This is a genomic window from Aliiruegeria sabulilitoris (assembly GCF_001558155.1).
In the GTDB taxonomy this organism is placed as follows: domain Bacteria; phylum Pseudomonadota; class Alphaproteobacteria; order Rhodobacterales; family Rhodobacteraceae; genus Tropicimonas; species Tropicimonas sabulilitoris.
In genome coordinates, this window is record NZ_LOAS01000015.1 from 15,543 (window position 1) to 30,498 (window position 14,956).

At 63.5% G+C, this 14,956-nt stretch carries 14 protein-coding genes; 6 read left to right on the forward strand and 8 right to left on the reverse strand.

From position 1 onward, the window contains the following. Positions 1-12: 12 nt before the first annotated feature. Positions 13-1,419 carry a type I glutamate--ammonia ligase gene (gene glnA / locus AX756_RS15180; protein WP_068313245.1) on the reverse strand — a complete coding sequence of 469 codons (1,407 nt, stop codon included), beginning with the start codon at positions 1,417-1,419 and terminating at the stop codon, positions 13-15. A gap of 56 nt (positions 1,420-1,475) precedes the next feature. After that, complete coding sequence (locus tag AX756_RS15185; protein WP_068313250.1) at positions 1,476-1,814, reverse strand: P-II family nitrogen regulator; 339 nt, start codon at positions 1,812-1,814, stop codon at positions 1,476-1,478. A 179-nt stretch (positions 1,815-1,993) separates the two neighbouring features. On the opposite strand from AX756_RS15185, the gene AX756_RS15190 reads away from it, so the two are divergent. Beyond that, positions 1,994-3,613 (forward strand): bifunctional ADP-dependent NAD(P)H-hydrate dehydratase/NAD(P)H-hydrate epimerase, encoded by a 1,620-nt coding sequence (locus tag AX756_RS15190; protein WP_068313253.1) that lies wholly within the window; start codon positions 1,994-1,996, stop codon positions 3,611-3,613. Positions 3,614-3,811: 198 nt separating this feature from the next. Here AX756_RS15190 and AX756_RS15195 read toward each other — a convergent pair whose 3' ends face one another. The 3 genes from AX756_RS15195 to prfA form a co-directional block, all read right to left on the reverse strand. Beyond that, a complete protein-coding gene (locus AX756_RS15195; RefSeq protein WP_068313256.1) occupies positions 3,812-4,567 on the reverse strand; it encodes a DUF4167 domain-containing protein in 756 nt (251 codons plus the stop codon). 221 nt (positions 4,568-4,788) lie between these two features. Then, the gene (gene prmC, locus AX756_RS15200) at positions 4,789-5,619 is read right to left on the reverse strand and encodes a peptide chain release factor N(5)-glutamine methyltransferase (RefSeq protein ID WP_068313261.1); all 831 of its coding nucleotides are present in this window, start codon (positions 5,617-5,619) and stop codon (positions 4,789-4,791) included. Next, positions 5,616-6,671, reverse strand: a complete 1,056-nt coding sequence (gene prfA, locus AX756_RS15205; protein ID WP_068313264.1) for a peptide chain release factor 1 — start codon at positions 6,669-6,671, stop codon at positions 5,616-5,618. Before prfA ends, prmC begins: the two co-directional genes overlap by 4 nt. A gap of 63 nt (positions 6,672-6,734) precedes the next feature. On the opposite strand from prfA, the gene AX756_RS15210 reads away from it, so the two are divergent. Both AX756_RS15210 and AX756_RS15215 read left to right on the forward strand, forming a co-directional pair. Beyond that, on the forward strand, positions 6,735-7,022 hold the full coding sequence (locus AX756_RS15210) for a hypothetical protein (RefSeq protein ID WP_068313267.1): 288 nt from the start codon (positions 6,735-6,737) through the stop codon (positions 7,020-7,022). A gap of 101 nt (positions 7,023-7,123) precedes the next feature. Continuing rightward, positions 7,124-9,001 carry an SLC13 family permease gene (locus AX756_RS15215; protein ID WP_068313567.1) on the forward strand — a complete coding sequence of 626 codons (1,878 nt, stop codon included), beginning with the start codon at positions 7,124-7,126 and terminating at the stop codon, positions 8,999-9,001. A gap of 6 nt (positions 9,002-9,007) precedes the next feature. On the opposite strand, the gene AX756_RS15220 is transcribed toward AX756_RS15215, so the two are convergent. Continuing rightward, positions 9,008-10,171, reverse strand: coding sequence for a M20 aminoacylase family protein (locus tag AX756_RS15220; protein ID WP_068313270.1), 1,164 nt, complete (start codon positions 10,169-10,171; stop codon positions 9,008-9,010). A gap of 63 nt (positions 10,172-10,234) precedes the next feature. On the opposite strand from AX756_RS15220, the gene mazG reads away from it, so the two are divergent. Beyond that, positions 10,235-11,050: a nucleoside triphosphate pyrophosphohydrolase gene (gene mazG, locus AX756_RS15225; protein WP_068313272.1), complete on the forward strand. Its 816-nt coding sequence runs from the start codon at positions 10,235-10,237 to the stop codon at positions 11,048-11,050. 10 nt (positions 11,051-11,060) lie between these two features. Here the strand turns inward: mazG and AX756_RS15230 are convergent, their stop codons facing one another. Continuing rightward, positions 11,061-11,621 carry a hypothetical protein gene (locus AX756_RS15230; RefSeq protein WP_068313275.1) on the reverse strand — a complete coding sequence of 187 codons (561 nt, stop codon included), beginning with the start codon at positions 11,619-11,621 and terminating at the stop codon, positions 11,061-11,063. A gap of 289 nt (positions 11,622-11,910) precedes the next feature. Then, positions 11,911-12,918 (reverse strand): DUF2125 domain-containing protein, encoded by a 1,008-nt coding sequence (locus AX756_RS15235; RefSeq protein ID WP_068313278.1) that lies wholly within the window; start codon positions 12,916-12,918, stop codon positions 11,911-11,913. 62 nt (positions 12,919-12,980) lie between these two features. On the opposite strand from AX756_RS15235, the gene AX756_RS15240 reads away from it, so the two are divergent. Further along, a complete protein-coding gene (locus AX756_RS15240; protein ID WP_068313281.1) occupies positions 12,981-13,541 on the forward strand; it encodes a gamma-glutamylcyclotransferase in 561 nt (186 codons plus the stop codon). Positions 13,542-13,707: 166 nt separating this feature from the next. Then, positions 13,708-14,955, forward strand: a complete 1,248-nt coding sequence (locus AX756_RS15245) for a biopolymer transporter ExbB (RefSeq protein ID WP_068313284.1) — start codon at positions 13,708-13,710, stop codon at positions 14,953-14,955. Position 14,956: the final 1 nt, after the last annotated feature.

The following is a 14,956-nucleotide window of genomic DNA, read 5'->3' on the forward strand; positions in this document are numbered from 1 at the left end:
GTCTTGGATGCCTTAGCAGCTGTAGTACAGCTTGTATTCCACCGGGTGCGGGCAATGTTCGTAGGCGTAGATCTCTTCCCACTTGAGATCCATGTAGCCTTCGATCTGGCTCTTGGTGAAGACGTCGCCAGCGAGCAGGAACTCGTGGTCGGCTTCGAGGCATTCCATGGCTTCACGCAGGCTCGCGCAGACCGTCGGAATACCGGCCAGCTCTTCGGCGGGCAGGTCGTAGAGGTCCTTGTCCATGGCTTCACCCGGATCGATCTTGTTCTTGATGCCGTCGAGTCCGGCCATCAGGAGCGCTGCAAAGCACAGATACGGGTTCGCGGAGGGATCCGGGAAGCGGGCTTCGACGCGCTTCGCCTTCGGGGATTCGGCCCACGGAATACGCACGCAGCCGGAACGGTTGCGGGCGGAATAGGCGCGCAGAACCGGGGCTTCGAAGCCGGGGATCAGGCGCTTGTAGGAGTTCGTGGACGGGTTGGTAAAGGCATTCAGCGTCTTGGCATGCTTAAGCAGGCCGCCAATGTACCACAGCGCCTCGTCGGAGAGGTCCGCATACTTGTCACCTGCGAAGAGCGGCTTGCCGTCCTTCCAGATCGACATGTTGACATGCATGCCGGTGCCGTTGTCGCCGGAGATCGGCTTCGGCATGAAGGTGGCCGACTTGCCATAGGCATGGGCAACGTTGTGGATGATGTACTTGTACTTCTGAAGCTCGTCTGCCTGCTTGGTGAGCGAGCCGAAGATCAGGCCAAGCTCGTGCTGACAGGAGGCCACCTCGTGGTGGTGCTTGTCGACCTTCATGCCCATGCGCTTCATGGTCGAGAGCATCTCGGAACGCAGGTCCTGGCTTTCGTCGATCGGGTTGACCGGGAAGTAGCCGCCCTTGATGCCCGGACGATGGCCCATGTTGCCCATCTCGTACTCGGTATCCGAGTTCCAGGAGGCGTCGATAGCGTCGACCTGGAAGGAGACCTTGTTCATCTCGACGGAGAAGCGAACGTCGTCGAAGAGGAAGAACTCGGCTTCCGGGCCCATATAGGCGGTGTCGCCGATACCGGACGACTTCAGGTAGGCCTCGGCTTTCATGGCGGTGCCGCGCGGGTCGCGGTCATAGTGCTCGCCGGTGTCGGGCTCGTGAACCGAGCAATGCACGGCGAGCGTCTTTTCGGCATAGAACGGGTCCATGTAGACCGAGTCGGTATCCGGCATCAGTTTCATGTCGGACTCGTCGATCGATTTCCAACCGGCGATAGAGGAGCCGTCGAACATGAAGCCCTCTTCGAGGAAGTCCTCATCGACCTGATCGGCCAGAATGGTGACGTGCTGCAACTTGCCGCGCGGGTCAGTGAAACGGACGTCGACGTATTCAACGCCTTCGTCGGCGATGGTCTTGAGAACGGCTTCCTTGCTCATGTGAACGTGGTTCCCTCTGTCAGTAAAAATGGGGGTTGGGTATTCAGTTGCGGCGGTTAGAGGGCTTCGTCGCCTTCTTCGCCGGTGCGGATACGGATTGCGGTCTCGACGGCGGAGACGAAAATCTTGCCGTCGCCGATCTTGTCAGTCTTGGCGGCGGTCGTGATCGCCTCGATCGCGGTGTCGAGCTGATCGTCCGGAAGGACGACTTCGATCTTCACCTTGGGCAGGAAATCCACCACATATTCGGCGCCACGGTAGAGCTCGGTATGACCTTTCTGGCGGCCAAAACCCTTGACCTCGATCACGCTCAGACCTTGCACTCCGACATCTTGAAGGGCTTCCTTCACGTCATCGAGCTTGAAAGGTTTGATGATGGCTTCGATTTTTTTCATGGTGGTGGCCGACTCCCCTGTGATCCGTCCCGGTAAATGCAGAGACCATCATCCCCGGAGCGGGACAATTCAAGAGGTGTTGCGTTGTTGACGAGTCCGAGCGTTTCCCAGTGCTGTGATTAAAATATGTGCAAAATGCCTGCGGTGAGGGCAAACTGAAAACAAAAGAGGCGGTTCATATGGATGAACTTCTGACATCTGCCCAAATGCGCGCCATCGAGCAGGCCGCTTTCGATAGCGGGCAGGCGACCGGGTTGGAGTTGATGGAACGGGCCGGGCAGGGCGTTGTCGACGCGGTGTTCCAGGCGCTGCCGGATTTGGCGCAAGCCGAAGGAAAGGCCCTGATTCTCTGCGGGCCGGGCAATAATGGCGGCGATGGTTTCGTCATCGCGCGCCTGCTGCACGAACTTGGCTGGAAGGTCTCTTGTTTCCTTTATGGCGATCCCGCGCGGTTGCCGCCGGACGCAAGGGCAAACCATGATCGCTGGGCAGAGATCGGCGCCGTGGTCCCGTTTGCGGACTGGCATGTGCGCGAACGGTGGGGCGGCGCAGTCCCGGTCGAGAAACGCCCCGGCGTGATCGTGGATGCGCTGTTCGGCACCGGTTTGACACGACCGCTGGTGCGCGACCTGGACGAAGCGTTGCGGAATCTCGCGTCCTGCTTGCCCGAGGGCATGTCCTGGCGGGTCGCGGTCGATGCGCCTTCGGGATTGTGCATGGATTCCGGGCGGCCGCTCGATCCGGAAAATGACGGGGAGCTGCCGTCCCGGCAGGATCTCACGGTCTCGTTCCACCGCCTGAAGCGCGGCCACATGCTGGGCGAGGGCCCGGAATGGTGCGGCAAGGTGGTCGTCGCCGATATCGGCTTGAACCAGTCCGCCCTGCGCGCGGCGCGGCCGGATCTGCGCGAGCAGTTGTCAGACATGGCGCAACTGGCCGGACCCGATAATCGACAATTGCGCAAGGGGGGCGAGGATTCGCAGGGCGCCCATAAATACGATTACGGCCATGCGGTCGTTCTGTCTGGCGGGCCGGGGCGTACCGGGGCGGCGCGACTGGCTGCAAGGGCGGCGCTGAGGGTCGGTGCCGGGCTGGTCACGCTCGCAGCGCCAGCTCCCGCCATGGGAGAATGTGCGGCGCAACTGACCGCCGTCATGCTGACCCGATGCAATGGTGCCCCCGATCTGGGCACGCTGCTCGGGGATGAAAGGCTGAACGCGCTGTGCCTCGGGCCGGGGCTCGGGGTGAGCGCTGCGACGCGGGACTTGGTCCTGACCGCGCTTGGTAGCCGGCGCCGCTGTGTTCTGGATGCCGACGCGTTGACGGCCTTTGCCGAGCGGCCACAGGCGCTCTTCGCGCATCTTCATTCCGGCGTCGTGCTGACCCCGCATGCTGGCGAGTTCGCCCGGCTCTTTCCCGATATCTGGGAGCGCTTTATTGCCTGTCCAGAGCATGGCCCGGCCATCTCCAAGATCGAGGCATCACAGGAAGCGGCGGCGCGGGCGGGCTGCATTCTGCTCTTCAAGGGGCAGGACACGGTCATTGTCGAACCTGGCGGCCGTGTCGTCGTGCATGCTGCCTGCTACGAGCGTTCAGCGCCTTGGCTGGCGACCGCCGGTGCCGGCGATGTGCTGGCCGGAATGATCGCTGGGCTGATGGCGCGTGGCTTTTGGCCCGTCGGGGCAGCGGAAACGGCGGTCTGGCTGCATGCCGAAGCGGCGAGATCCTTCGGTCCAGGCTTGATAGCGGAGGACCTGACAGAAGAATTGCCGTCCGTTTTGTCGGCATTAGGGGTTTGAACGTTCCCCTTCACGTGGCCAAGCCTCAGGGGTGGGCCTGGGGCGGCGAGCATCGTGGAAGCGTTGAGCGCGCTCCCTGCCTTGCACTTTCTCGATCCGGAAGTTTCCCGGGGGAGCGCTCGCATGAACGACGGGGGCAGCGCCCCCGCCGAGGCTGGATCGCCTGGCGGGGCTGCACGTCGCTGGTGTGCGGATAGATTACTCTGCGGCTTCCGGCGGTTCGGATGTCGTGGCGGCAGCCGGAGATGCACCTTCGGCTCCATCCGAAGCCTCGGTGTCCTTAGGCGCCTTGGGCTTGGCCCGGCTGGCACGCGGACGCTTCGGCTTGGCTTCCTGTGCCGGGGCTTCCGCCTCGGCGCCTTCTGCCTCCGGCTTCGCCTTGCGGGGACGCGGGCGCCGCGCCTTGGGCTTGCTTTCGGGCGTCTCGACCAGCCCGCTGTCGTCTTGGGATACGTCCTTGCCCGCACGTGCTCCCGACGCTGCGGCGTGGGCTTCCGGAAGCAGGTCCGGCTGCGGCGCGCTTTGCAGATCGTCTTCGATCACGTCGGGCTGACTGTCCACCGGTTCGACCGACTGCAGGGCCTCGGGTTCATTTTGCGAACGCGGATGTTGCCCGCCCTGGTTGTTCCCGCCGCTATTGGAGGGCTCGTGCCGGTCGCGTTGCCGATCGCGCTGCTGCTGTTCCTGCTGCTCGCGGCGGGCATCCTGCTCGCGCTGCGCTTCACCGAGCATACGTGTGTAATGCTCGGCGTGCTGCTGGAAATTCTCTGCCGCTACGCGGTCATTGCCCCGCGCGGCATCGCCGGCGAGTTGGATGTATTTGTCGATAATCTGCTGCGGGGTGCCACGCACCTTGCCTTCCGGGCCCGAGGAATCAAAGACCCGGTTGACGATGTTTCCCATCGAGCGCTGACGGTTCGACTTGGAACGCGAACGTGACTTGGATGATCTCATAGGTTTTTCAGTTCCGCCTTGTTGCGGTTTCGGGACCTTCGCTAGTCTTGCGGATAAATCTCCGCGGGTCGGTCCAAGTTGTGGTGACTATCTGCGCGGGGGGGCGTACGCCCAACGCTCCGTGCGCCCATTGCTTTACATGCACGGCGTCTGCTGACAAGTCAAAAACAGCCAACTGTGCTGTATTCCGCGCAATCTGGCGCAGTTTTGATATCAATGCGCTAGGATTTCGAGGTCCTCAGCCTGGCTGCAACCACCCTGTCGCGCCCGTCGAGATCGGGCAGGACATGGATATCCTCGAAGCCGCTCGCCGCGAAAATCGCCGACACTGCATCCCCCTGGCTGGCGCCGATCTCGACCAACAAGCGCCCGTTCGGCGACAGGTGATCGGCGGCCCGTGCGGCGATGATCTGATAACAGGAGAGGCCATCCCCTTCATCGGTCAACGCCACTCGCGGTTCCCAGTCCCGCGTCTCCGGCGCAAGGCCCGCCATTTCGCCTACCGCGATATAGGGAGGGTTGGAGACGATCAGGTCGAACCGTCCCGTCACCGTCTCGTACCAGTCAGAGCGGCGGAACTCCGCAGGCACTCCCAGATCGGCGGCGTTCTGACGGGCAACCTCCAGCGCTTTCTCGGACAGATCGACGCCAAGGCCGGTCGCTTGCGGGCGCTCCGCCAGCAGGCTCAGCAGGATGCACCCGCTCCCCGTGCCGAGATCCAGAACACGCTCGAATGGCGCCTGCAGGGCCGCGGCGATGAGCGTCTCGGTTTCCGGGCGCGGGTCCAGAACCTCCGCCGTAATGTGAAAATTATGACCCCAGAACAAGCGATTGCCGGTGATATGCGACACGGGCTGCCGGGCCGCGCGGGCGTCCAGCGCGGCTGCGAGCGCCGCGTCACCCTCGAAACTGTCGCGCAAGTGAAGCGTCAGGCGGTCCGGCGATATTGCTCCCGCAAAGGCCACGAGCAGCCGCGCATCCCGTTGCGGCGTCTCCACCCCGGCCTGCTTCAGCCGGTCCACCGCAACAGCCAGCGCCTCGGCGAATGTCACGTGCCCATCTCGGCGAGTTTGCGCGCCTGATCGTCCGCAATCAGCGCGTCGATCACCTCGTTCAGGTCGCCCTGCATCACCTGGTCGAGCTTGTAGAGCGTCAGGTTGATCCGGTGATCGGTCATCCGCCCTTGCGGGAAATTATAGGTCCGGATGCGCTCGGACCGATCCCCCGTACCGACCTGGCTGCGCCGGTCGGCGGCGCGCTCGTCATCCGCCTTCTGACGCTCCATGTCGTAAAGGCGCGCACGCAGAACCTGCACGGCGATCTCGCGGTTGCGGTGCTGCGATTTCTCGGAGCTGGTCACGACAATGCCGGTGGGCAAGTGCGTGATCCGCACCGCCGAGTCGGTCGTGTTCACATGCTGGCCGCCCGCGCCGCTGGCGCGCATCGTGTCGATGCGGATGTCGGAGGCCGGAATGTCGATATCCACCGCCGCTGCTTCGGGCAACACGGCGACAGTGGCCGCAGAGGTGTGAATGCGTCCGCCCGATTCGGTCTCGGGAACGCGTTGCACCCGGTGGACGCCGGATTCGTATTTCAGACGGGCAAAGACGCCATCGCCCTGCACATGGGCGACGGCCTCCTTGATCCCGCCAAGCTCGCTCTCCTGCGTCTCGATCAGATCGAATTTCCAGCCCTGCGCCTCGGCATGGCGCTGGTACATGCGCAGAAGGTCGCCGGCAAAGAGCGCAGCCTCCTCGCCGCCCGTTCCCGGGCGGATCTCGATCATGGCCGGGCGGGCATCGGCGGCATCCTTGGGCAGGAGCGCCAGTTGCAGTGCTTTCTCATGCTCGGGAAGCCGCGCGCGCAGGATGGGCAATTCCTCCTCGGCAAGCTCGCGCATATCCGGATCGTCGAGCATCGCCTCGGCCTCGGCAATGTCGGCCCGGCATCGCTTCCAGGCCGCGATCTCGGCCACGAGCGGCTTCAAATCCGAATACTCCTTGGCGAGGCGCGCAATCTCGCTCGCCTCGGCGCCACCTGCCATCTTCGCTTCGAGAAACTCGAACCGCTGGGCGATCTCGTGCAATCTGTCCTCGGGAACCATGCCCGGCTGCGTGCCGGAATGTTGCGCTTTGGTCAAGAGGGCCGAGCGTGATACGCTGACGTGATGTTGAGAACCCTTTTGATCGCTCTGCTCGCCAGCGTTTCGCCGGTATGGGCCGATGTGACGGCACCTTCGGGCCGGGTGATCGACTGCTATTGCACGGACAGCACAGGCGACCGGGTCGAGCTTGGGGACGTTATCTGCCTGCGCGTCGACGGGCGGATGTTCCTGGCGCGCTGCGAAATGTCGCTCAACAACCCGATGTGGCGCGAGGTGCAGGAAGGCTGCACGACATCGCGCCTTGAACGGTTGTTGCAGATGGGTCTGGCCTCCCGGAACTCTGGGTCTTGAACGCATTGCCTGCGATCACGCGCGGGCAGGATGCCCGAGGGGATTGAGTTTGTTGCCGAAAACGGGTGTGATTGATCGGCAAGGGTAATTGGGGGGTGCGCGTGGAGCAGATCAGTCTCACCTACGAGATGGTCATGGTGCTCTGTGTGCTTGGCCTCACGGTTGGCCTGTTCGTGACGGAAGTGGTCCGGGTCGACGTCGCCGCGCTGGCGATCATGGTCATGCTGGGCTGCCTCGCCTCGCTTCCCGGTCTCGACCATATCGTCGATATCCAGCATCTCTTTTCCGGTTTCGCCTCCAATGCCGTGATCTCGATCATTGCGGTGATGATCATCGGCGCCGGGTTGGACCGGACCGGCGTGATGACCAGTGTCGCCAACTGGATCATGCGTACCGGCGGGTCGGCGGAGAGCCGGATCCTGCTGCTGATATCCTCCACGGTCGCCTTCATTTCCTCTTTCATGCAGAATGTCGGCGCGGCGGCGCTGTTTCTGCCGGTCGTGGCGCGGATTTCGGCGCGCACAGGGCTGCCCATGTCGCGCCTGCTGATGCCGATGGGCTTCTGCGCGATCCTCGGTGGCACGCTCACCATGGTCGGCTCCTCGCCGCTGATCCTGCTCAACGACCTCTTTGACACCATCAACCCGACCCTGCCGCCCGACCAGCAGATGGCCGATTACAGCCTGTTCTCGGTTGCCCCGATCGGGCTGGCGCTGGTGGCGGCGGGGCTGGCCTATTTCATCTTCTTCGGCCGTTTCGTGCTGCCGGAACAGACGCATCGCACCGCGGGCGAAGGCGCGCGCGGGCAATCGCTGCTGGAATATGTCTCGAAAACCTACGGCATCGATGGCGCCATTCACGAGATCATCGTGCCCGCCGGTTCGATCCTTGTCGGCCAGAGCATCGATGACATTCAGCGCGCGTTGCGGTTGCAGATCATCGCGACCCAATACGAGGGCAAGACCTATACCTCGCCCCCGCGTGACACCGTTCTGCAAGCGCCGGCCCGGCTGGCCATCATCGCCGAACCGGGCGCGGTGGACGAGTTCAAATACTGCTTCGAGCTTGAGGAATCACCCGTTCTGGCCGGTTTTGCCGAGGATCTTGGCCCGACCCGCGCAGGCATCGCCGAAGTGGTCATCCCGCCCGGCTCGGGCGTGATCGGCAAAAGTGCGCGCGACCTGTGGCTGCGCAAGGCGCACGGCCTCGCACCGCTGCTGATGTATCGCGGCGGCGAAACCTATTCGCGCGAGACCGAAGGCATCGATTTCGGCGAGATCCCCTTCGAGGCGGGTGACACCTTGGTCGGCCATATCACCTGGGAAGCGCTGATGCGCATGGAGCAGGACCGCGACTTCGTAGTCGTGACCCAGGATTATCCGCGCGAGACGACGCGGCCGCAAAAGGTCGGCTGGGCGCTGGTCTTCTTCATGATCGCCATCGGCCTGGTGCTGTTCACCGATATGCGGCTGTCGCTCTGCCTGCTGGTCGGCGCGCTCGGGATGATCCTGTCCAACGTGCTGAGCATCGACGAGGCCTATGAATCGGTGAGCTGGAGCACTGTCTTCCTGCTGGCCTCGCTGATCCCGCTCGGGCAGGCCGTGCAGAGCACCGGCACCGCCGAATGGATCGCGCATCAGCTCCTGACCGTTCTGGATGGCATGCCGATCTGGGTGATCCAGGCGACGGTCGCGGTGCTGGCGACCGTTTTCTCGCTGATCATGTCCAATGTCGGCGCCACTGTGCTGCTGGTGCCACTGGCGGTGAATATCGCGCTTGGCGCGGGCGCGGATCCGGCCGTGTTTGCCCTCACCGTGGCGATCTCGACCTCGAATTCCTTCTTGATCCCGACCCATCAGGTCAACGCCCTGCTGATGGGGCCGGGGGGCTATTCGGTGCGCGACTTCATCCGCGCAGGCGGGATCATGACGGCGATCTTTCTCGTCGTGTCGGTGCTGGTGATGAACCTGTTCTACTGACGCGGATCACTCCAGGGGCAGCGCGCGCTCCGCGATCCGGGCAAAGAAACTGGCCCCGATTGGCGCGACCTCGTCGTTGAAATCGAATTTCGGGTGATGGCAGCGCGGCCCCACCCCTTGCCCGAGGAACAGGTAGGCCCCGGGCCGCGCCTCGAGCATGAAGGAGAAATCCTCGGCGCCCATTTCGGCGGGCCAATCCGGGTCTACCTTGTCGGGGCCAACCACCTCGCGCGCGACCTCCACCGCGAAATCGGTCTGCTCGGGGTGGTTCACCGTTGCGGGATAGTCCTCGGTGTATTCCAGCGTCACTTCCACGCCCATGGCGGTGCCGGTGCCCTGGCAGATCTCCTCGATCCGGGCACGGATCTTGTCACGAACCGCGCGCGAGAAAGTGCGCAACGTGCCCGCAACGAACCCTTCCGCCGGGATCACGTTGGTTGCGCTGCCGACACTAATCTGCGTCACCGAGAGCACGGCATTGTCGAAGGCGCTCAGGTTGCGCGCCGGGATCGCGTTCAGCGCCGAGACGAGCTGCACCGCCGCCGCAACCGGATCGACGCAATGCTCCGGCCATGCGGCATGCCCGCCCACGCCCCGGATCGTGATGGCGAAATCGTCCACAGCGGCCATCATCGGCCCCTTGCGGGTGGCGAAGCGGCCTTCCTCCATGTCGGGTGAATTGTGCAGCGCATAGACTTCCGTGATGCCGAAGCGCTCCATGATCCCCTGGTCGCACATTACCTTGCCGCCGCCGCCAAGCTCCTCGCCCGGCTGGAAGATCAGCGCCACGGTGCCGGCAAAGCGTCGCGTCTCGGCGAGGTAACGCGCCGCGCCGAGCAGCATCGTCGTATGCCCGTCATGGCCGCAGGCGTGCATGTTCCCCCGCGTTTCGCTGGTGTGCTCGACCCCGGTTTCTTCCAGGATCGGCAGCGCGTCCATATCGGCGCGCAGCCCGATCACGGGTCCTTCCGCCTGGCCACGGATCAGCGCGACCATGCCGGTTTGGGCATAGCCCTCGTGCAGCTCGTCGACGCCGAATTCCCGCAGCCTCTCGGCCACGAAGGCCGCCGTGCGCGGCAATTCCAACCCAAGCTCCGGGTTGCGGTGCAGCCAGCGCCGCCACTGCTGCATCTCGTCGGCATATCCCGCGATACGATTGAGAACCGGCATGGACATATCCTCCGAAACATCCCTAATTCGGCGCGACCCTAGACCAAGCCCGGAGCCGCCGCCATGTCAGATTCCCTCGTCTTCGATCCAAAGGGCGGGATGCCGCGCCTGCTGGAAATCATGGCCCGCCTGCGCGACCCCGAAACCGGCTGCCCCTGGGATATAGAGCAGAGCTGGGAGACCATCGCGCCCTACACGATCGAGGAGGCCTACGAAGTGGCCGACGCCATCGAGCGCGAGGCCTGGGACGAGTTGAAGGGCGAGTTGGGCGACCTGCTGCTGCAGGTGGTCTATTACACGCAAATGGGCACGGAAGAGGAGCGCTTCACCTTCGACGAAGTCGCAAATTCGATCTCCGACAAGATGGTCGCTCGCCACCCGCATGTCTTCGGCGATGAGAGCCGGGAAAAGTCCGCCGAACAGCAGACGCGCGACTGGGAGGTCGTTAAGGCTGCCGAACGCAAGGCCAAGGGCGAGGCGCGGGTGCTGGATGGCGTGGCGATGGGTTTGCCGGCGCTCTTGCGCGCTTACAAGCTTCAGAAACGCGCCGCCCGAGTCGGCTTCGACTGGGACAATGCGGACCTCGTCCTCGACAAGATCCGCGAGGAAGCGGAGGAACTGGCCGAGGCCGCGAAATCCGGCTCACATGATGCCATCGAGGACGAGATGGGCGACATGCTTTTCGTGCTGGCCAACCTGGCTCGCCATCTCGGCGTCGATCCCGAACAGGCGCTGCGCCGCACCAATGCCAAGTTCACCCGCCGCTTCAACGCAATCGAGGATACGCTTCACGCGCAGGGCACCTCGCCCGCCGAGGCGACGCTGGACGAAATGGACGCGCTCTGGAACCAGATCAAGGCACAGGAAAAGCCACGCTGAGCGGGCGCCCCTACTTGGGCAGGTTGAAATTGCTGTACTCGCTCAGAAGCTTCCCGTTCATGTAGACGAAGCGATCCGCCATCAGCGCGGAGGGCTTGAAACCCGTCTCCAGGCTGTCATGAATGCGCGAGAGCGGAAACGAGATGCCGGACAGCCCCATGACAAAGACGTTGGGGATCAACCGGCTGGTATCCCCAGCGACATTGTCGCTCCATTTTTTCGCCGCCTCGGGCAAGCCCATCATCTTCATCACGCCGTGATACATGATCATGCGCGTCAGCAGCCCGATGCCACCCACGGGGTTCCAGGCATGCCCTTCGACACCGGCAGTCGAACAGCCCAGAAGCTGGATCTGTCCGTTCTTCTGCATCTTGTCCTTCAGCATCTGCGCAAGGGCGTTCGCGTCGTCATCGCCGATATATCCGGGCGCTCCGTGCTGGTAGATACGAATGAGCTTGATCGAGTTGTTCGGCATTGCCGCGATACGCGTCTTTCGCTCGCTGTAGGGATAGCCGAATTCCTGCTGCTTGCCGTCTTCGTTGAAAAAGACACCCGAGATTCCGAAAGCCATTTTCTCCTCCGAAATGAAAAATCTAAATATGTTCAATTATACCAAATTTGCGGGAAATCGTCTATCGGTGGCCGCTCCTACGGCGGCCGTTCTCAGCAGGCCGGGGAAAGGAAAATGCCGGGCGATCTTGCCGCCATTCGGTGCCGGCACACCACGCAAAAGCAGATCCGCCAAGCGCCGTGTTCAGTCATCTTTCCGGAAGATACGTCCGCCGGAGGCACGATCCGCAGGATCGTTCCCGCGCGAAGCGCGCCACCGTACGGCCCAAAGATGCTTCCAGATCGCGGTTTCAGGGAATCGCCAGAACAGGCGCGCGGCCGAGTGGAAGCGGTCCGAGCCGTGTTCTGCCATTCTCGAAGGCAAGCGGGATATCCAGCGTGTCGGAGCGACCTGCCAGCCCACTCAACATGCTCAACGCACTTTCGATCGGATCAGCCAGGCTGTCGGGAACAAACCCCGAGCGCCGAGCAATTTCGAGCATCTCGCGCCAGTTCGTGGACTTCACCATCACCTCGCCGCTGACCACGCCGTCCGATGCGACCGTCAACGCTCCGGCGATACGCAATTCCAGCTTGCCCCATTTGGCGGCGATTTCGTGAATGTCGATCTCGCGCGGTTGGGGGCGATCCTCCTCCAGCGCCTGACGGTCCCAGGGGCGGTCGAAGCCGACAGTCAGGTCGGCCTTCAACTCGTCAACCGTCGCGGGCACCAGCCCGGCTTTGGCCAGCATCGCGATCCCGTCCGAGCGCGGCTTCAGCCCGACGATCTCGAGCCCGATATCGTGCTGCCCTTCGCCCGCCTCGTTCGGGCGTGTGGCAAGGCGTACCTGTGCCATGCTGCTGGTCCAGCCGGCATCGGAGTCCAGCGCCAACCCGTCGAACACGAGCGTCGCACTCTGTAGTTCCTGCGCGCTGCCGGGGCGGAAGGTGACGCTGCCCCGCAATTCGTCGCCGGTGATGGCGACCGTCTGCCACGGCGTCTGAAGCGTCATGTCATTGGGCCAGACAAGGATCACGTGATCCTTCTGGTAGTTGAGCCCGAGGATCTGGAAAAACGGCGCCTGCCAGACCCAGCCCTTCTCGGTGTTGGCAAGCACCAGCCCGGAAATGGTCCGGTCGATGCGCGTCGGAAACCCCTGAACCTCGATCCTGTCCCATTCAGCCTGCCAGCCTGCCTCCCGCCGCGCCTCCAGCCAGGTTTCCAGCCCGGTTTTCGCGTTCCACGCGCCCCAGCCCCACCACGCGCTCCAGCCTAGCACGACGAGCACGGTGAGCCACAACAGACGGATCGGTTTCATGACGCCCCTTTCACCTCTTCCCGTTTTACGCTTTACACCGCGGAACGCGTGAGGGACCAGAAATGCTTCAGGAAATCGATACGACGCAACCGCTTTGGGTTTTCGGCTATGGTAGCTTGATCTGGCATCCGGGCTTCCCGGTCGAGGAACAGGCGGTGGCGCGGCTCTCCGGCTACCACCGGGCATTCTGCATGTCCTCGATCCACCATCGCGGCACAGAGGAGGATCCCGGCCTCGTGCTGGCGCTCGACCAGTTCGAAGGGGCGCATTGCGACGGGCTTGCCTTTCGGGTGATGCCGGGCGAGGAGGCCCGAACGCTCGATGCGCTGCGCGAGCGCGAACTGATCTCCTCGGCCTATGTGGAGGAACTCGTTTCCCTGCGCCTGCATGACGGGCGCAACGTGACCGCGCTGGCCTATGTTATCGAGCGTGGTCACGTGCAGTATTGCGGCGGCATGCCGCTTGAAGAACAGGCACAGATCATCGCCCGGGCCGTCGGCGGGCGCGGCCCGAACACCGAATACTTGTTTAATACCGCCGATCACCTGACCGAACTTGGCCTGGCGGATGAGGATCTGGACTGGCTGGCGGCACGGGTGCGCGCCTTGACGGCCAAGGCCTGAGGCGCGAAAAATCCCGGCAGCTCGGATGTAACCGGCCCGGCGATCGTGTTTCGAGGTTACACAAAAATGGCTTTGCCGCAGATTTTCCGTTTGCGCATTGGCTTTCGAAAACCGCGCAACTAACGTGCGAACAAGTTTTTTCACCTGCGCGGGATGCCCCGGAACCATGAGCGACAGCCCAGCCCAGACCCATTTCTCGCAACCGGTGCGCCAGATCACGCAGATGTTGATCGCCGTCGGGCTCTTCGCCGCCGGAAGCTGGGTCATCTTTCCGTCGGTGGAGCCCGTTTTTTTAGCCAACCCCTGGTTGAACGGCACCATCGCGCTCGTCTTCGTCATTGGTGTGCTGGCCTGTTTCCTGCAGGTGGCGCAGCTTTCCTCCTCGGTGCGCTGGATCGAGGCCTTTGCCCGCGACCACCAATCTGCGGCCAACAGCCCCACGCCGCGCCTTCTGGCGCCGCTGGCCGCGCTGCTGCGCTCGCGCGGCGTGCATCGCCAGATCTCCTCGACCTCGGCCGGCTCCATTCTCGAGTCGGTTGCGACCCGGATCGAGGAAGGGCGGGATATCACTCGCTACATCGTCAACCTTCTGATCTTCCTGGGTCTTTTGGGTACGTTCTACGGCCTGGCCACCACCGTTCCGGCCGTTGTCGAGACGATCCGTTCGCTCGCGCCGCAAGAGGGCGAGTCGGGCGTGCAGGTCTTCGAGAAGCTCATGAGCGGGCTGGAAGCACAGCTCGGCGGCATGGGCACGGCTTTCGGCTCGTCACTGCTGGGGCTTGCCGGTTCTCTCGTCGTGGGCCTTCTGGAGCTTTTCTCCTCGCGCGGCCAGAACCGTTTCTATCGCGAGCTGGAAGAATGGCTGTCCTCGATCACCCGGCTCGGCTTTGCCGGCGGCGAGAGCGAGATGTCCGGCGAGGCCGGGGCGCTGGTAGCCGTTCTGGACCACATGGCCGAGCAGATGGAAGTGATGCGCGAGACGCTGAGCACCGCCGATGCCAGCCGCTCCATGGTCGATGACAAGCTGACCGAGGTTGCCATGGCGGTGACCGCGCTCACCCGCACGATGCAGCACGGCGACCGCGCCACAGATGTGCTTGAACGCATTGCCGAAGGGCAGGAGCGCATGCACGACACCCAGCAGCAAGTGCTGCGCAAGCTCGCCTCGGCCCCCACCCAGGAAGGCGAGATGGCGGATACCGGGGGAGATGCGGAATCGCGGATGCGCTTGCGCTCGATCGACGTCCAACTGCTGCGTATTCTGGAGGAACTCGCCGCGGGCCGGCAGGAAACCGTGGCCGAGCTGCGCGCCGATCTGGCGACACTCACCCGCGAAATCCGGCGCTCGCGCCCCGTGCAACCGCAGGTCGATACCGGCACGGTCGTCGGTCCGGACGGCCGGACGGGAGGCTGAT